General features: G+C 74.0%; 15 protein-coding genes. 3 read left to right on the top strand and 12 right to left on the bottom strand.

Going from position 1 to position 17460, the window contains the following annotated elements; genetic code table 11:
• Positions 1 to 278 precede the first annotated feature (278 nt).
• Positions 279 to 1556: a CpaE family protein gene (locus ACFQ46_RS10650; protein ID WP_380259470.1), complete on the bottom strand. Its 1278-nt coding sequence runs from the start codon at positions 1554 to 1556 to the stop codon at positions 279 to 281.
• Entirely contained in the window at positions 1553 to 2212 is a 660-nt protein-coding gene (locus ACFQ46_RS10645; RefSeq protein ID WP_380259469.1) for a hypothetical protein, read from the bottom strand. Before ACFQ46_RS10645 ends, ACFQ46_RS10650 begins: the two co-directional genes overlap by 4 nt.
• A 244-nt stretch (positions 2213 to 2456) precedes the next feature.
• On the opposite strand from ACFQ46_RS10645, the gene ACFQ46_RS10640 reads away from it, so the two are divergent.
• Complete coding sequence (locus tag ACFQ46_RS10640; protein ID WP_328294983.1) at positions 2457 to 2675, top strand: helix-turn-helix domain-containing protein; 219 nt, start codon at positions 2457 to 2459, stop codon at positions 2673 to 2675.
• A gap of 33 nt (positions 2676 to 2708) precedes the next feature.
• Here the strand turns inward: ACFQ46_RS10640 and ACFQ46_RS10635 are convergent, their stop codons facing one another.
• On the bottom strand, positions 2709 to 3260 hold the full coding sequence (locus tag ACFQ46_RS10635; protein ID WP_380259468.1) for a hypothetical protein: 552 nt from the start codon (positions 3258 to 3260) through the stop codon (positions 2709 to 2711).
• A 215-nt stretch (positions 3261 to 3475) separates the two neighbouring features.
• Between ACFQ46_RS10635 and ACFQ46_RS10630 the strand changes: the two genes are divergently transcribed.
• Both ACFQ46_RS10630 and ACFQ46_RS10625 read left to right on the top strand, forming a co-directional pair.
• A complete protein-coding gene (locus tag ACFQ46_RS10630) occupies positions 3476 to 4171 on the top strand; it encodes a LysM peptidoglycan-binding domain-containing protein (protein WP_380259467.1) in 696 nt (231 codons plus the stop codon).
• Between the two features lie 70 nt (positions 4172 to 4241).
• Positions 4242 to 4784 (top strand): Rv3235 family protein, encoded by a 543-nt coding sequence (locus ACFQ46_RS10625; RefSeq protein ID WP_380259466.1) that lies wholly within the window; start codon positions 4242 to 4244, stop codon positions 4782 to 4784.
• 21 nt (positions 4785 to 4805) lie between these two features.
• Here the strand turns inward: ACFQ46_RS10625 and secA are convergent, their stop codons facing one another.
• From secA to mtrB, 9 genes are all read right to left on the bottom strand, one after another.
• Complete coding sequence (gene secA / locus ACFQ46_RS10620; RefSeq protein ID WP_380259465.1) at positions 4806 to 7490, bottom strand: preprotein translocase subunit SecA; 2685 nt, start codon at positions 7488 to 7490, stop codon at positions 4806 to 4808.
• Between the two features lie 70 nt (positions 7491 to 7560).
• Positions 7561 to 10170, bottom strand: a complete 2610-nt coding sequence (locus tag ACFQ46_RS10615) for a putative bifunctional diguanylate cyclase/phosphodiesterase (protein ID WP_380259464.1) — start codon at positions 10168 to 10170, stop codon at positions 7561 to 7563.
• A 48-nt stretch (positions 10171 to 10218) separates the two neighbouring features.
• Positions 10219 to 11469, bottom strand: coding sequence for a winged helix-turn-helix domain-containing protein (locus tag ACFQ46_RS10610; protein ID WP_380259463.1), 1251 nt, complete (start codon positions 11467 to 11469; stop codon positions 10219 to 10221).
• On the bottom strand, positions 11466 to 12164 hold the full coding sequence (locus tag ACFQ46_RS10605) for a response regulator (protein ID WP_380259462.1): 699 nt from the start codon (positions 12162 to 12164) through the stop codon (positions 11466 to 11468). The genes ACFQ46_RS10610 and ACFQ46_RS10605 overlap by 4 nt, the downstream gene beginning before the upstream one ends.
• A gap of 112 nt (positions 12165 to 12276) precedes the next feature.
• Positions 12277 to 13074 (bottom strand): ribosome hibernation-promoting factor, HPF/YfiA family, encoded by a 798-nt coding sequence (gene hpf, locus ACFQ46_RS10600; protein WP_380259461.1) that lies wholly within the window; start codon positions 13072 to 13074, stop codon positions 12277 to 12279.
• Between the two features lie 61 nt (positions 13075 to 13135).
• Positions 13136 to 13288 (bottom strand): hypothetical protein, encoded by a 153-nt coding sequence (locus ACFQ46_RS10595; RefSeq protein ID WP_380157977.1) that lies wholly within the window; start codon positions 13286 to 13288, stop codon positions 13136 to 13138.
• Between the two features lie 86 nt (positions 13289 to 13374).
• Positions 13375 to 14019 carry a ComF family protein gene (locus ACFQ46_RS10590; RefSeq protein WP_380259460.1) on the bottom strand — a complete coding sequence of 215 codons (645 nt, stop codon included), beginning with the start codon at positions 14017 to 14019 and terminating at the stop codon, positions 13375 to 13377.
• Between the two features lie 101 nt (positions 14020 to 14120).
• Positions 14121 to 15842, bottom strand: a complete 1722-nt coding sequence (locus ACFQ46_RS10585; RefSeq protein WP_380259459.1) for an LpqB family beta-propeller domain-containing protein — start codon at positions 15840 to 15842, stop codon at positions 14121 to 14123.
• On the bottom strand, positions 15839 to 17449 hold the full coding sequence (mtrB, locus tag ACFQ46_RS10580) for an MtrAB system histidine kinase MtrB (protein WP_380259458.1): 1611 nt from the start codon (positions 17447 to 17449) through the stop codon (positions 15839 to 15841). The genes ACFQ46_RS10585 and mtrB overlap by 4 nt, the downstream gene beginning before the upstream one ends.
• Positions 17450 to 17460: the final 11 nt, after the last annotated feature.

The following is a 17460-nucleotide window of genomic DNA, read 5'->3' as shown; positions in this document are numbered from 1 at the left end:
GGGTTGATACATATATGGCATCAACATTTTTGGCACACTGTTGAGTTCTCAAGAACCGGACGCACGACTGTCGACCGCTTTTTGGCGGCTTCTCGTCTGCGGTAGTTCGTCCAGCTTACCGGACCTTCAGGCCCGGTCGGGACGCTCCAGCTTCATCGGCAGTCGACGGGCGCAGTTGAGCGCCTGCAACTGGTGAAGCTCTTCGGAACTGTCCCCCGCCTCCGGAGACCGGCCGGTTTCCCGTCCGTTCCTCCCCGTCCTGCGGTGTGACAACTACGTTAACTGCGGGCCAGCAGCGGGTCAAATCCTGCCCCCACGAGCGCCTCCACCGGGTCCGGCGGCAGGTCGGCCACCGCCTCCACCTGCATCGCCAGTTCGCTGAGCGAGCGGCGCAGGCCACTGCGCGGTGCCACCTCCGCCAGGGCGCGGCCGGCCAGCGACGCAGCGTCCGCCGTGGCGTCCTCGTCCAGCAGCACCGGGTTCTCCACCCCACCGAAGCGACGGAGCGTCGACCTCGTCCGTCGGGCAGCGGGGGTCCCCACGGCCGAGGCCCGTACCCGGTTGAGGACGGGCACCACGAGCGCGTCCGGCGCCACCTCCCGCAGGCGGTCCCAGGCGCGGACGAAGCGCTGCAACCCCACGGGGTCCGCGGCACCCACGACCAGGACCACGTCGGCGGCCTCGAGCGCCGTGGTCGTGATCGCGTCCCGGCTGCGCCCCTCTCCCGCCCCCTGCACGGGGTCCTCCAGACCGCCGGGGAGGTCCAGCACGCTCCAGTCGTGCGCGGTGGCACCGACCTCGAGCACCCGGCGGAACGCCGCCGGACGTACCTCGCTCCAACGCAACGGGTCGGTCGCACCGGTCAGGACCCCCAGCCCGGTGGCGACGGCGGCGGTGTGCCGCTGCAACGCGGCGACGTCCAACCGGCCGTCCGCCGCGGAGCGCACGGCCGCGAGCAGACCGGGCGCTTCGTCGAGGAGACCGAGGGTCTGGCCCACCGCTGCTCCCCGGGTGTCCGCGTCGACCAGGAGCACCTCCTGCCCGGCCAGCGCGAGCTCGAACGCGACGTTCACGGCGACCGTGGTGCGTCCCGTGGAACCGTGCGGTCCCCAGACCGCGACGGTGCGCCCCGGGACGGCCTGGGCGACCGGTTCGAGCGCAGGCACCGGGCCCGGTTCGTCCACCCGGCCGAGCGACTCGACGGCCATCGCCACGTCCCGCGCGAGGTCGCCGGGAGACCGCCCCTCGAGGGCGAACCTCGTCGCCCCCACCGCGCGCCAGCGTCGTTCAGCCGCCTCCCCTTCGGGTCCTTCCGGCACCAGGACGAGGAGTGCGACCCCCCACCGCCGCAACGCCTCGACGGTCTCGCTGTCACACCCCGGGAGGTCCGCCCCGACCACCACGGCGCGGGCGAGACCGGCCCCGGCGGCCGCCAGCAGGTCGGCCACGTCCGGGCAACGGCGCACGACGACGAGCTCGCGTCGCAACGGTTCCCAGCCCGCGAGGAGCCTCGCCTCGGCCGGCCCAGGCACCGAGACGACCACCGGCAGCGTCACGGGCGAGCACCTCCGGCACCGGGGACCGGCACCAGGACCAGGTCGTCGTCGTTCGAGACCGCCTGCAGGACAGCGGGCATGGCGGACTCCGGGACGACCACCTGAACGTCGGCCCCCGACCGGGCACCGAGCGCACCCCCGCCGGTGACGACCGCCGACACCTCGGCGGTCTCGACGAGGCGTTCCGGCTCGACCGCGTCCTCGACAGCGCCGGCCCCGGCCGCCCGGACGACCCACAGGTCGACGAGGGCACCGACCTGGACACCCTGCGGGACGTTCCCCGCGACGGGCACCGTCACGGGTCGCGACGTGAGGTCACCGCTCCGTCCCAGGGCGGACAGCGGGAGGAGTTCGCCGGCGCGCAGGCCCCGCAGAGCGACCAGGTCGGCGTCGAGCGCGCCGGTGGAGGACTCGAGGTAGGCCGTCCCCGTCCCCTCGTCGAGGTGCACCTCGACCACCCGCAGGTCGGCGGCGGTCAGCGGCTGCCCCGCGCCGACGTCACGGGCCAGCGCCCACACGCCCACCGTCGCCTGGGCGGCACCGACCACCCGCGCGCCCAGCACGACACTGGCCAGGACGAGGGCCAGGCCGATCAGCAACCGCGGATCGCGCCACGAAGGGGCACTCACCCGCCGGGCGACCGACACCGGCGGCACGTCACGTCCGCGTACCGCTCGTACCGCTGTCCGCACTGGTGGGCCCTCCGTCGTCCGACACGTGGAGGTCCGGGCACTTCCCGGGCTCCAGGCGCTGTGGTCGAGGACCATGGTGAGGCTCCCGAGCGGCGGGGGTCCGCGGTTGTCCACAGGCCACCCGAACGGCCGATGCGCCAGGGTGACGTCGTGCGAGGATGCGGACACCCGCCAGGAACAGCTCCGACGACGCCCTCCAGGAGACCCCGTGCCCGCCCGTTTCGTCCCGCTCGCGGATGTCGCCGAGACGCTCGCGATCAGCTCGGCCCAGGCCTACGCCCTGGTCCGCACGGGAGAACTGCGGGCCATCAAGGTCGGCGGGCGGGGGCAGTGGCGCGTCGAGGACTCCGAGCTCGAGGACTACATCCAGCGGATGTACACCCAGACCCGCGAGAGCGTCCTCGCGGGCGAGGACCACACCGACTGACCCGCTCACCGACCTCACCGGCCGACCTCCCGGTCAGACCACCTCGGTGATGCTGAGCAACGCCGCGAACGGGACCGTCGTGGTGCGCGCACCGCTGTCCGCACGCTGACCCTCGACGACGTCGTCGAGGTCGACGACGTCGACGTGGTCGGCGCCCACCCGACCCACCGTGCCCCGGACGTCGACACCACCCGTGCGCACGACGACGTGCACACCGGCTCCGGCCAGTGCGCGGACCGCCAGGAGCAGGGTCCGCCGCGCTGCGACCGCGCCCCAGGGCGCCGCACTGCGCCCGGGGACCCCCCGCAGTGCGAGCACGGCCGCGGCCGGCAGCAGGACCTGCCGCGACGCCGCGGCCTCCCGGACCAGGAACCAGTCCGGTCCGACCCCCTCGACCCGCCCGTTCAGCGTGGTGCCGTCGCGCAGCACGAAGGTGACGGCCCCGGTCGCCGCGCGCACGCGGGAGGCGAGCGTGACGGTCGCCTCGTCCCGGCGGATCCGGTCGGCGACCTCCTCGTCCCGCTCGAGCCGGTGGGCGTGCTCCGCGCGGGCGGCGAGGTCGTCGAAGAGGTCGTCCCAGCGCACGACACAACGCTACGTCGCGGTGACCACCCGTCGGGTCGCCCGTCACCCGTCTTCACCCACCGTCAGGCGCTGCCCTCCGATCGGGCGCATGTCACGGGAGTTCCTGGCCCCGCGCACAGGTGGTCGCTAGACATGGCGCAGCAAACGACACCAAACGACACCCAGAAGGACTCAACTGGTCCAACTGGGGCCGTGCGATCACGAGGGTGGTTACCGTGCACAGACTTCGGCACCTGCTGACGTTCACCGTCGGCGCCGGGCTGGCCGCCGTGCCCGCTCTGGCCGGCGCCGGGCTCCTCGCCCTGGCGGCACCGGCGCTGCGCACCGCGCAGTCGGGCACCGCGACGGTCTCCGACCTGCTCGTCGGTGGGTGCTCCGTCGTGGGCGCCCTCCTCCTGGGGTGGTTGGCGCTCACCGTCCTGGTGGCCGTCGCCGACGAGGTCCGGACCCGCAGTCACCCGCGACTCGCCGTGCGGCCCTCCCCCGGCGTCCCGCGGACCGTCCGCCGGGTCGTCGCGCTCGTCGTGGGCCTGGTGCTGGGATCGGCCGCCCTCTCCGCCGGTGCGGCCGAACGGGGCGCGGCGACCGCGGTCCCTGAGCTCGGCTGGGCCGCTTCCGCGCCCCTGCAGGCCACCTCGGCACCGGCCCTCGACCTCGGCTGGGCCGCCGTCCCGGAGACCACCCCCGAAACCAGCACGGCGAGCACTCCCCCCGCACCCCGGGAGGTCGACGGCGAGATCGTCGTCCACCGCGGGGACAGCCTGTGGTCGCTGGCCGCGCAACGGTGCGGTCCCGACGCCACCGCCGGTGAGGTGATGGCCGAGCAGCACCGCCTCCACACCGCCAACGTCGACGTCATCGGCGACGACCCCGACCTGCTGCTGCCCGGCCAGGTCCTGCGCCTGCCCTGACCCCCGTCCGAGCACCTGTTCAGCCACCCGTCCGGCCACCCGTTCGACACCGCACCCAGGAGACCTCCGCGTGACCAGCTCCACCGCCGCCCTGCTCGACGACCTCACGCCGGACACCGGACGAGTGCCCCTGCCCTACGGGCTGCCGCCCTACATCGACGAACGTGAGGACGCCTTCGGTCCCGAGGGGCCCGTCCTCAGCCACCTCAGCCCCGACCAGGGCGTCCTCGAACTCGCGATCGTCGACCCGCGGCTGCTGCCGCCCTCGGAGCTGCCGGAGGTGACGGCGTGGACACGGCGCTACCTCGTCGTCCTGCTCGAGGTCCTCACCGGTCAGCGACCGACCCAGCAGCTGCTGCGGTGGTCCGCCGCCGACATCTACGCGGGGGTGCAGCGGCGGGCGGCGCTGCAGGCCCGGCTGCGCGCCCGGACCGGACGGACGGTGCGTCCGCAGGTCGGGACGCTGCGGGTGTCGTTCCCCCGCCCGGACGTGGCCGAGGTCGGGGCCGTGCTGAGGGAGTCGGACCGGGTGCGCGCCGCGGCGCTGCGCATCGAGCGCTGCACCGACCGCTCCGGGGAGCGGTGGCGGGTCACCGCGCTGGAACTCGGGTGACCCGCCCCACCTGAGCTGCGCTCAGTCGTCCTGGCGGCGCTGGGCCGCGCGACGCTGGGCCCGGTTGCCGGTCTCGGCGTCCGTCGCCGCGGCGTCGCCGGCGTGGACCTCCACGTCGCCCTCGGCCGTCGGGGCCGAGTACTGCAGCTGCTGACGCGGCGGGGGCGCGCCGAACCCCGGGGCGGTCGCCGCGGCCCCCGGCTGGGTCGCCGGCTGGACCTGGAGCGAGAAGAGGTAGCCGATCGACTCCTCCTTGATGGCCTCCGTCATCGCACCGAAGAGCTGGTACCCCTCGCGCTGGTACTCCACGAGCGGGTCGCGCTGGGCCATCGCACGCAGCCCGATGCCCTCCTGGAGGTAGTCCATCTCGTAGAGGTGCTCACGCCACTTGCGGTCGAGCACCGACAGCACCACACGGCGTTCGAGGTCGCGCACGACGCCCTCGCCCAGCTCCACCTCGCGGACGTCGTAGCAGGCCTGCGCGTCGCCCCGCATCTCCTCGACGAGGCGCTCGACGGTGAGGTTCCCGCGCCCCCCGGCGGCCTCGACGACCTCCGCCGGCGTCACGGAGACCGGGTAGAGGCTGCGCAACGCCTCGAAGAGCTCCTCGAGGTCCCAGTCCTCGCCGAAGCCGCGGGCCGTGGCCTCGGTGACGTAGGCGGTCACGACGTCGTCGAGGAAGTGGCGGATCTGCAGGTGCAGGTCCTCCCCCTCGAGCACCTTGCGGCGTTCGGCGTAGATGACCTCGCGCTGGCGGTTCAGGACGTCGTCGTACTTGAGGACGTTCTTGCGGATCTCGAAGTTGCGGCCCTCGACCTGACCCTGCGCGCTCTGGATGGCGCGGGAGACCATCTTCGACTCGATGGGGACGTCCTCGGGGATGCCCGTGCGGGTCAGGAAGGACTCCACCAGCGCGGCGTTGAAGAGGCGCATGAGGTCGTCGGTCAGCGACAGGTAGAACCGGGACTCCCCCGGGTCACCCTGACGACCGGAACGACCGCGCAGCTGGTTGTCGATGCGACGCGACTCGTGACGCTCGGTCCCCAGCACGTAGAGCCCACCGAGGTCGCGGACCTCGTCGTGCTCGGCCTGCACGGACGCCTTGGCCTGCTCGACGACCTCGGGCCACGCGGCCTCGTAGGCCTCGGGGGCCTCGTCGGGGTCGAGCCCCTTGTCCTTCATCGCGGCGACGGCGAGGAACTCCGCGTTGCCGCCGAGCATGATGTCGGTCCCGCGGCCCGCCATGTTCGTCGCGACCGTCACGGCACCCTTGCGACCGGCCTGCGCGACGATCGAGGCCTCGCGCTCGTGCTGCTTGGCGTTGAGGACGGTGTGCTCGACGCCGGCCTTGGTGAGCAGGGTCGAGAGGTACTCGCTCTTCTCGACGCTCGTCGTGCCGACGAGGACGGGCTGGCCGCTCGCGTGGTGCTCGGCGATGTCCTCGACGACGGCGTTGAACTTGGCCTGCTCGTTCTTGTAGACGAGGTCGGGCTGGTCCATCCGCACCGCGGGGCGGTTCGTCGGGATCGAGACGACGCCGAGCTTGTAGATCTGGTGGAACTCCGCGGCCTCGGTCATGGCCGTACCGGTCATCCCGGAGAGCTTGTCGTACATGCGGAAGAAGTTCTGGAGGGTGATCGTCGCCAGCGTCTGGTTCTCGTTCTGGATCGGCACGCCCTCCTTCGCCTCGATGGCCTGGTGCATGCCCTCGTTGTAGCGGCGACCGGCCAGGATGCGGCCGGTGTGCTCGTCGACGATCAGGACCTCGTTGTTCGGGGAGACGACGTAGTCCTTGTCCCGCTTGAACAGCTCCTTGGCCTTGACCGCGTTGTTCAGGAACCCGATGAGCGGGGTGTTCACGCTCTCGTAGAGGTTCTCGATCCCGAGCAGGTCCTCGACCTTCTCGATGCCGGCCTCGAGGATCCCGATCGTGCGCTTCTTCTCGTCCACCTCGTAGTCGACGTCGACGGTGAGCCGGCGGACGATCTTGGCGAACTCGCCGTACCACTTGGTCGGGGAGTCGGAGGGGCCGGAGATGATCAGCGGCGTGCGGGCCTCGTCGATGAGGATCGAGTCGACCTCGTCGACGATCGCGAAGTTGTGGCCGCGCTGGACCATCTCCTCGGTGTTCCACGCCATGTTGTCGCGCAGGTAGTCGAAGCCGAACTCGTTGTTCGTGCCGTAGGTGACGTCGGCCGCGTAGGCCTCGCGCCGCTCGTCCGGGCGCATCGAGGAGAGGATGCAGGAGCTCGTCATGCCCAGGAAGCGGAAGACGCGCCCCATGAGCTCGCTCTGGTACTCGGCCAGGAAGTCGTTGACCGTGACGACGTGGACGCCCTTGCCGGACAGGGCGTTGAGGTAGGCCGGGAGCGTCGCGACGAGGGTCTTGCCCTCACCGGTGCGCATCTCCGCGATGTTGCCCTGGTGCAGCGCCGCGCCACCCATCAGCTGCACGTCGAAGTGGCGCTGGCCCAGCGTCCGGCGCGCGGCCTCGCGCACCACGGCGAAGGCCTCGGGCAGCAGGCTGTCGAGCGTCTCGCCGCCGGCGATGCGCTGCCGGAAGCGGTCGGTCTCGCCCCGCAGCTCCTCGTCGCTCATCGCCTCGAAGTCACCTTCGAGGGCGTTCACCTGCTCCGCGATGCGGTGCAGGCGCTTGACCACGCGGCCCTCACCGGCGCGGAGGACCTTTTCGACGATCGCTGGCACCCCGTCACTCTAGCGGCGCAACGTCGCGTGACGGTGCCTCTACGGAATGCAGTGGTCTCGCGACGTGGCGTCAGCGCGAGCGGTCGAGCATCCTGCGCAGGTCCGTGGGGCGCACACCGCTGATGGGGACGGGCACGGGCGCCTCGCCCGGGCCACCCTGCACCGGGACGGCCACGGTCCCCTCGCGCGCCACCCCGACCGGCCCGAACTCCCGGGCGAAGAGCGACTGCGCGTCCAGCGCCGCCTCGGCGTCGTCCCCGTCCTCCCCCGGTCCCTCCAGGGGGTCCCCGGTGAACTCGGCGAGACCGGCGAGGTCGGCGAGGTCGGCGAGCGCCGGGACGGTCGCCAGCTTCTCGACCGGGCCCAGCTCGCCGGCGGTCAGCTCGGCCCCGAGCTCGGCCACCGAGCGCGGCGCGCCGAGCAGGATGCCCTGGGCGACGGAGCAGCCGGCCTCCTGCAGCAGCAGGACCTGCTCGGTGCGCTCCACGCCCTCGGCGACGACCCCCAGGTCGAGGGCGGCGCCGAGTTCGCAGAGGGTGCGGACCGCGGCGAGCGCGTCGGCCCCGTCGGGACCGTCGATCTCGGCGATCAGGGTGCGGTCCAGCTTGACGCCGTCCACCGGCAACTGGCGCAGCGGCGCGAGGGAGTGGTTGACGAGCACGTCGCTGTCGCCGTCGGGGCGCAGCGTGGCGAAGTCGTCGAGGAGGATCCGCGCCCCGGTGGCGCGCAGCTTCTTGAGCCGCGCGGCGAGCATGTCCGGGTCCTCGCCGAGCAGGTCGGCGGGGATGTCCAGCACGAGGGCCGTGGGGTCCAGCGACGCCGCGGTGAGGGCGTTGCGGACGTCGTCGGACACCCCGCGGGTCATGACGTGGGCGGCGGAGAGATTGACGGTGATGGAGAGGTCGGGGACCTGCTCGCGCCAGGCGGCGGCCTGGGCGCACGCGGTCCTCAGGACCCAGCGCCAGAGCTCCTCCACGGCCGGGGAGCGTTCGGCGCCGGCCAGGAACGCGCCCGGTTCGAGCAGCCCGCGGGTGCGGTGGCGCCAGCGCAGCAGCGCCTCGGCCCCGACGACCGCACCGTCGCCGAGACGGACGATGGGCTGGTAGGCGAGCTCGAACTCGTCGTCGCCGACCGCGCGCAGCAGGTCGTGCTCGAGCTGGCTGCGCAGGCGGTCGGCGTCGTGCATGTCGGCCTCGAAGAGGACGACGCGGCCGGCCACGACACCTTCCCGGGCGCTGTGGCTCGTGTCGGAGGACCCCGTGCCCAGGGCGTGGGACTCGGCCTTGGCGCGGTACATGGCGCTGTCGGCGCGGCGCAGCATCTCGGCGGCGCCGACGCCGGGTTCGGCCACCGCGATGCCGATGCTGGCGCCGACGCGGACCGACTGCCCGTGGGTCTCCAGGGGCTGGGACACGTCGGCCTGCACGCGGGCGGCGATGCGGGCCGCGGCGCGGGCCGGTTCGACGTCGCGGACGACGAGGGCGAACTCGTCGCCGCCGAGACGGGCGGCGAGGTCGTCGCCGCGCAGGCAGCGGCGCAGGCGGCGCGCGATGCGGGAGAGGACCTCGTCGCCGGCGGCGTGGCCGAGGGTGTCGTTGATCCTCTTGAACCCGTTGAGGTCCACGAAGAGCACCGCGGTGCCGATGCCGTCGGACTCGGTGACGCGCAGCGAGACCTCGAGGTGGCGCAGCAGCGTGGCCCGGTTGGGCAGGTTGGTGAGGGAGTCCGACGACGCGGCCTCGACGGCGCGGACGGTGTCCGCGTGGCTCAGCGCCATGCTGGCGTGCTCGGCGAAGGCGCGCAGGACGGTCGTGCCGACGGGGTCGAGCGGGCCGCTGGCGAGGGTGTCGAGGACGAGGGCGCCGACGCTGCGGCCGTTGATGTGCACGGCCGCCGCGGCGGGGACGTGCGCGTCGCCGGTGGCGACGCCGAAACCGCCGAGCGCGCTCGTCGCGGCGAGGGCGAGCTCGGGGGCGAGCTGCGGGTCGCCGACGGCCGCGACGACGCGCATCTGCATCTGCGAGCGCGGGTCGGCGAGCACCAGCGTGACGGCGCGGCCGTCCATGAGTTCCGAGGAGCTCGTGGCGATCTGGACCAGCAGCTCCGGCAGGGGACGACGGCTGGAGACGGCGCGCTGGAAGCGGACCGAGGTGGTCAGGACCTGCTCGCGCTGGCGCAGGGCCTGCTGCAGCCGGTTGCGCTCGGCCACCCCCTGCGCGCCCTGCTGGCGGTGCCAGCGCTCCCGTTCGCGCCCGTGGCGGCCCAGGACGACGAGCCCGAGGACGCGGGCCACGAGGGTGGCGGTGGCGAGGACGCCTTCCGGGGTCTCGGTGGCCTCCGCCCACCCGACGACGATGTGCACGCCCTCGAGGGCCGGCACCTCGACGACGGTGGCGCGGACCCGGCCGAGGCCGGGGACGGCGAAGGACCCGCCCCCGTCGCGGACCACGCGGGCGAGACCGCGTTCGGGCAGGAAGCGCTGACCGAGGCCGACCCCGCCGTGCACGTGGGCGCCCTCGCAGACGGCGACGACGTCGGCGTCGACGAGGTCGGCGACGAGGGCGGCGGAACGGTTGAGGACGTCGCGTTCGCTCGCCCCGGCGCTGAGCTCCGTCAGGACGTGCTCGAGCAACGTGCTGGCGTGCCCGAGCTGTTCGGGCGAGAGAGCGGCGACGTCCACGTCAGGTGCTTCGGCCTGCGGGGACGTGATGTTGAGGCGGTGAGGGGGTCAGTGACCCGAACGCCTCAACGCACCGGCCAGGGCGGGCGCCAGGTCGCCGGGGCCGAGCACGACGACGTCGTCGAGGCCCAGCCAGCGGGCGAGGTCACCCAGTTCGGCGGCGAGCTCCTCGGCCGTCTCGGGCGGCGCGTCGGGTTCGGCCCACGCGGCCTCGACGCGCAGCACGCCGCTGCCGCCGCGGTCGGCCTTGAGGTCCACCCGGCCGACGATGTCCTCGCCCAGCAGGAACGGCAGCACGTAGTAGCCGTGGACGCGCTTCTCGCGCGGGACGTAGAACTCCAACCGGACGGTGACGCCGAAGACCTCCTCGGTGCGGGCGCGGTGCCAGACCAGGGGGTCGAACGGCGTGAGCAGGGCCCGGGCGCGGACCCGCGGCGTCGGGGTGGCGGGGAGGCGGTAGGCGGGTCGGTGGGCGGCCCAGCCGCGGACCCGGACGGGTTCCAGCTCACCGGCCTCCACGAGGTCGGCGACGGCTGCCTTCGACTGCTCCGGCCGGAGCCGGAAGTAGTCGCGCAGGCTGGCCTCGGTGGCCACCCCGGTGGCGCGCGCCGCGATCCGGACCAGCTCGCGGACGGCGTCGGCGGGGTCGGGGACCGGCAGGGCCAGCACAGCGGGCGGCAGGACGCGCTCGGTGAGGGCGTAGCGGCGCTCGAACTGCTGGTTGCGGCCGGCGGCGGAGATCCGGCCGGCGAAGAAGAGGTGCTCGCAGGCGCGTTTGACGTCCGACCAGTTCCAGCCCCAGTTGTCCCTGGGGCGGACGGCGCCGGGGGCCAGCTGCGCCTCGAGCACGCGCGCGGTGCTCGGGCCGTGCACGGCGAGGTGCTCGACGATCGCCTCGAGCAGGTCGGGGCGTTCGTGGGCGATGCTGCGCACGCTGCCCCAGGCGTCGTCCGCGGCCCGGTCCATCCGCCAGCGGAGCAGCCGGTGGGTGGCGGGCGCGACGTAGCTGGCCTCGTGGGCCCAGTACTCCACCAGGCGGCGGGGACCGCGGTTCGCCGCCCGGTCGAGGAGGTCGGTGCCGTAGGGCCCGAGCCGGGAGAAGAAAGGCAGGTAGTGGCTGCGGCACAGCACGTTGACGCTGTCGATCTGGACGATCCCGAGCCGGTCCACGACGCGGGCGATCCCGGCCGCGGTGACGGTGGCGGGTCGGCGGCGGCTGAAGCCCTGGGCCGCGAGCGCCGCGCGCCGGGCCTGGCGCGCCGTGATCTCCTCCACCGGGACGGGGAGGGCGGCGGTCACGACAGTTCCACGATCTTCTCCCGCACGGCGTAGACGACGGCCTCCATCCGCGAGTGCAGCTGCAGCTTCTCGAGGATGTTGCGGACGTGGTTCTTGACGGTGTTCTCGCTGATGCCCAGGGAACCGGCGATCTCGCGGTTGGCCATCCCGCGCGCCAGCAGCCGCAGGACGTCGAGCTCACGGGGCGAGAGCCGCGGGGCGCCGGGCAGCCCCAGGGCGCGTTCCTCGTCGCGTCGTCGCATGGCGTTGAACTCACCGAGGAGCAGGCCGGCCATCTTCGGGGTGATGAGCGACTGCCCGGTCATGACCGCGCGGATCGCGTCGGCGACCTCCTCGGCCGGCACGTCCTTGAGGAGGTAGCCGTTGGCCCCGGCGCGCACGGCCCCGAAGAGGTCGTCCTCCTCCTCCGAGGAGGTCAGCATGAGGATCTTCGTCGAGGGGGCGGCGGCCTTGATCTCGGCGCAGGCGTCGATCCCCGAGCGGCGCGGCATCCAGACGTCCATGAGGACGACGTCGGGCAGCAGCTCCTCGACCCGGGCCAGCGCGTCGGCGCCGTCACCGGCTTCGCCGACGACGTCGATGTCGTCCTCGACGGAGAGGACCATCTGCAGCCCGCGCCGGAAGAGCGAGTGGTCGTCCACGACGACGACGCGGATCGCCTCGCCGCTCGTGCGTTCGCCCGGCTGGTCGGTCATCCTCGTCCGTTCCCCCTCCGCGTGCCGTTCTGCTCTCCGGCGATCTTGGCACGGGCAGCAGCGGGCGCCACTCCCCGCGGCGGGGAGCGGCGCCCTCTGCTCCGGTCGGGACTCAGCGCATGGCGGCTGCCACGACAGCGGTCAGGGCGGCGTCACCGGTGCTGCGCCGGTCCGCGGATCCCGTCTCGAGCGGCGTGGCGCCGCTCTGCAGGTCGAGGTGGATCACGCCGTAGTCCCAACCGCGCCGGCGGTAGACCACGCTCGGGGAGCTCGTGGCGGCGTCGACGAAGAGGTAGAAGTCGTGCCCGACGAGTTCCATCTCGTACAACGCCTGGTCCAGCGTCATCGGCTCGGCGTCGTGGGTCTTCTCGCGGATGACGACCGGCGAGGCGTCCTCGAGCGCCGCGTCGGAGCCGGACCCGACGGGTTCCGCGGTCGGGGGTTTCGTCCCGGCCATGACGGCGGGCGTCGGCACCGGCGAACCGTCCGCCGTGGTGTGCTCCACCTGTTCCGCGAGCGGTCGGGCGGGGTCGAAGGAACCCGTCAGGACCTCGTCGGACAACCCGGCCGTCGCCTGGGCCACCGACGTCGGCCGGTGCCGACCGTGGTGGACCTTGCGACGGTCGCGCGCCCTGCGCAACCGTTCGAAGAGTTTCGTGGTCGCCAGGTCCAGTGCGGCGTAGGGATCGTCCGCGCAGGCTTCGGCCCGCACCACGGGTCCCTTGTCCCGCACCGTGATCTCGACGCGTTCGCAGTTGCTGGCCTGTCGGCGGTTGTTCTCGTGGGAAACCTCGACGTCGATGCGCTGGGCGCGCGGGGCGAACTGGGTGACCTTCTCCAGCTTGTCCTCGACGTGGCGCCGGAACCTCTCCTTGACGTCGGTGTGCCGTCCGGTGACCACAACTTCCACGGGATGCCTCCCTCGTTCGAACTGGCGGCGCCGGCACGTGGGGCCGGCCCGCCTCGGACCGTCACCTCGTGCCGTGCACCACCCCCGGGGGGAGCGCACGGTGAGCGGGCAGCATCCGGCAGGACCGTGTCCCCCGGTGAGCGGGTCCGTCCTTGGACTCCGCCGGGGCGAGGGCCGACGCGAGGTCGGCCACGGTGCCGGTGAGGGCTGCCATGCAGACACGCTAGACCCCCTCCCCCTCCGGTGCCCAGGTGTGACGCGCGTTTCCCGGCGAACGCCCAGCGGATCCGCCCCCGCGGCTCAGGCCAGCGTCACGCAGAGCACGCCGATCACCCGGACGCCCCCCGCGCGCAACGCCCGCACGGCTTCGGCCGCGGTGGCCGTGGTCGTCACGACGTCGTCGAGGACGACGCAGGGACGGCCCGGGACGGGGCCGGCCAGCGCGAAGGCCCCGGCGAGGTTGGCCCGGCGACCGGCCGCGTCGAGCTCGGTCTGGTCCGCCACCCGTCGCACCACCCGCAGCGACCGGGCCACCCCCACGTCGCGCCCCCGGCGGCGCGCGACCCCGGCGGTGCGGGCCGCGAGGTCGGCGACGAGGTCGCCGCCCCGGGCGCGTCGGCTCGCGCGACGCGTCGGGACGGGCACGAGGTCCAGCGGGCCGTGCGGGACGAGGTCGGCGAGGGCGGGGACCAGCGCCCCGGCGAGGCGGCCGCGGAGTTCGGCCCGGCCGCGTTCCTTCACCGCCAGCAGCAGCTGACGGGCCGGGCCGTCGTGGGTGGCGCAGGCCCGGACCGGGGTCCCGTCGGGCAGTTCCGAGCCGGCGCCGCCGCGCAGCGCCCGTCCGCAGGGGACGCAGCAGACGGTGCCCGCCCGCCCGCACCCCGCGCAGTCGGCGGGCCAGACGAGGTCGGCGGCGGCGGTCAGGAACGAGGTCGCGGGCGGCACCGGCAGAGCATCACCTCCCCCGGCGGCACTCACCGGCCCTCGTCCACAGCTCGGTCCCGGCGGGGCGTCGGTCCGGGGGCTGTGGACAGCCGGACAGCCGGTCAGCCGGGGTAGGAGGGGTCACGACCGTCGGCGAGGACGATCCAGCTCGCACCGCTGCGGGTGAGGAGGCGTCCGTCGGCGGTGCCGACGACGAGGTCGCGCTCGCTCCAGCCACCGGCGATCGTCACCGCCCCCGGCACGGCGGGCAGCCGGGTGCTGGGACCGGAGACCCGGACGAGCACCGGCACCGGGTCGCCGCCGGGCGGACGGGTCAGCACCACCAGCTCGTCGTCGACGAGCCAGGCGGCGTCGGCGACGTCGGCGACGCCGGCGACGCCGGGGACGAGGTCGGGCGTCCCGACGCCGAGGCGCAGCGGTTTCCCGCCGGCGTCGCGGACGATGCCGTGGACGCGCACGTGCACGGCCCCGGCGGCGTCGCGGCCCACCACCAGCAGCCGCGCGCCGTCCCGGGAGACCCGCACGGACACCAGGGCCCCCAGCCCGTCGGCGGGCGGTTCCACCGGCGCGGCGGGGGTCTGCGGGGTCCCCGTGGGGACGACGAGGGGAGGCTGCCCGGCCGTCGTCGGTGCGGTCCAGAGCCAGCCGAAGCGGTCGATCGAGGGCGGGACGAGACTGCCCTGACCGGTCACCGCGGGTTCCAGCTGACCGCCGGTGCGCTGGGTGCGGGCGACCTTCCCGGCGTCGGTGAGCACCGCGAAGACGCTGCCGTCGGCCGCGACCGCGGGGTGCGAGGCGGCACCGTCGGCCTCGAGCCCCGGCCCGGTGCCGGCGACGGCGCGCAGTTGGCTGCGGTCCCAGCGCGAGATCCCCTGGGGCCCCAGCGCCACCAGCCGACTGTCGCTCGGTGCGCCGGTTCGCGGCACGTCGGTGCCGGTGGTCTCCGACCCGCGGGTCAGTTCCGCGCCGTCCACGCTGACCTGCACGTCGCCGACGGCGGGCAGGCCGGTGAGGCTGGCCCGCAGCTGGGCGAGCAGCACACCGCGCTGGGTGGGGTCGGCGTCCAGGGCGGTGTCGGTGAGGTCGACGGTCGCCGTCCCGGCCGCCACCGGGACCGTCCCCACCCGCAGTTCCGTGCCCACCGGCGCCCCGGAGTCGACCCCCGGGGCCAGCCACGCCGACGGTCCCGCCAGCAGCGCGCGGACGATCCGGGTGGCCGTGGAGGAGTCGTAGCCGAACCAGCGGACGTCGCCGACGAGCTGGGTGGCGGGCCCCGACGTCGCGAAGTACACCGGGAAGGGCCGCAGGGTGCGGGAGGCGTCGAGGGCGGTGATGACGACACCGTCGCCGGGGTCGGTGACGCGCCACTGCCCCTCCTCCCGCACCAGGTTCAGCGAGCGGGTGTACGTGGAGGCCGGGGGCTGCTCGGTGTAGTGCCCGTCGGCGTCGACGAGGGCGTCGACGGGCGCGGTGACGGCGACGACGGCCGTGTCCGCGTCCTGGCGCAGCAGCTCGAGGTCGGGGCTGGTCGTGACGATCGTCGTCCCCGCGTCGGGGCGCCACGTCTGCGCCGTCCCGGCGCCGAGGAACTGCCGGGCGACCGCGTGGTCCTGCTCCGAGGAGGACGCGGCGAGCAGGAACCCCCGGACGACGTCGACGGCGGCGGCGTCCTGGACGGGGCCGTCGGGGATGACCTGCAGCAGACCGATCCGGGGGTCGTCCTCGATGCGCTGACCGCTGACGACGTCGCTGGAGCGCGGCACCCCACCGCACCCGGCGAGGACGACCGCGAACGCCAGCGCGAGCGCGGCGCGGCGTCTCACGGGAGGTCCGGGGACGGGCGGGACCGTCCGGCGGTGAGCGCCGCGACGGGTTCGCGCCAGCCCAGGGGGACGACGGGCAGCGGGGAGGAGCGCAACGCCCGGCCGGCGGTGCGCGGGACGGTCAGGACGAAGTGGCACCCCTGCCCCGGGCGACCCCACACCTCCAGCCAGCCGCCGTGGAGGCGGGTGTCCTCCAGCGCGATCGCCAGCCCGAGCCCGCTGCCGCCGGTGGTGCGGGCGCGGGCGGGATCGGCGCGCCAGAAGCGGTCGAAGACCCGCGGCAGCTGGGCCGGTTCGAGACCGACCCCGTGGTCGCGGACGCCGATGGCGACGGCGTGCTCGTCGCAGACGACCGTGATCTCGATGGGCCGGGACTCCCCGTGCTCGAGGGCGTTGCCCAGCAGGTTGCGCAGGACCCGTTCGATGCGCCGGGAGTCGACCTCGGCGGTGCACGGGGAGGCCGGTTCGGAGAGCAGCACCTGCGAGCCGCGCCGTTCGGCGAGGGTCGAGTTGAATTCGACGACGCGGTGCACCAGCGCCCGCACGTCCTGCGGGTCGGGTTCCAGCGCAGCGGCTCCGGCGTCGAAGCGGCTGATCTCGAGCAGGTCGGCGAGGAGGGAGTCGAACCGTTCGAGCTGGGTCAGCATGAGTTCGGAGGAACGCGCCACGGCGGGGTCGAAACCCGCGCGGGCGTCGTGCAGGACCTCCCCGGCCATCCGGATCGTCGTCAGCGGGGTGCGCAGCTCGTGGCTGACGTCGGAGACGAAGCGGCGCTGCACCCGGGAGAGTTCCTCGAGCTGCTCGATGTGCTGCTGCATGCCCGCGGCCATCTCGTTGAACGCCCGGGCCAGGCGGGCCAGGTCGTCGCTGCCGCGGACCCGCATGCGTTCGTCGAGGTGGCCGCCGGTGAGTCGTTCGGCGGTGCCGGCGGCCTCGCGGACGGGTTCGACGACCATCCGGGCGACGACCCAGGCGACGGCCCCGACGAGCAGCACGAGGGCGATGCCGCCGCCGACGAACGTCGTGCGCACCAGCGAGACGGTCGACTCCTCGCTGGCCAGGGAGTAGACGAAGTAGATCTCGTACTCCCCCGCCCGCGGCAGGGTGACGGTGGAGCCGACGACGAGCGACGGCGCGGTGCCCGCGTCGGGCAGGTCGACGATCTGCATCTGCTGGACGTCGGAGTCGACGACGGCCTCGCGCAGCGCCACGGGGACGTCGCCGGCCTCCAGCCCCTCGGAGGCGATGTCGCGGACGATGACCTGCCCGCTGCCGCTGGTGTCCGGGGAGCCGATGGCGCGCAGCAGGACCACCCCGCGGACCCGGTCGGGACCGGCGCCCTCCAGCGAGGACACGACGTCGCCGGCGAGCTGCTCGACCTCCGCGGAGTTCGTGGTCGTGGAGGCGTCGAACTGCTGCTGCGCGGTCTGGGCGCTGCGGGCGGCGTCGGCGAGGGCGACCTCCTGGCGTTCCGCCACCAGCCCGTCGGCGATCCCGTCGAGCAGGAACGAGCCGACCCCGACGACGACGGCGAGCCCGAGCAGGGTGGTGAGGACGACGACCCGCAGCTGCAGGGAGGCCCGCCAGCGGGCCAGCACCCGACCCATCAGAACCGGCC

Source organism: Kineococcus sp. GCM10028916 (assembly GCF_042674865.1).
In the GTDB taxonomy this organism is placed as follows: Bacteria; Actinomycetota; Actinomycetes; order Actinomycetales; family Kineococcaceae; genus Kineococcus.
This window is presented reverse-complemented; position numbering and strand designations above follow the sequence as displayed.

Bases quoted from the DNA above. Each gene is read 5' to 3' on its own strand.
- ACFQ46_RS10605 (WP_380259462.1), bottom strand. From the start codon at position 12,164: ATGACCGACCAGCCGGGCGAACGCACGAGCGGCGAGGCGATCCGCGTC.
- ACFQ46_RS10595 (WP_380157977.1), bottom strand. From the start codon at position 13,288: ATGGCAGCCCTCACCGGCACCGTGGCCGACCTCGCGTCGGCCCTCGCC.
- mtrB (WP_380259458.1), bottom strand. From the start codon at position 17,449: ATGGGTCGGGTGCTGGCCCGCTGGCGGGCCTCCCTGCAGCTGCGGGTC.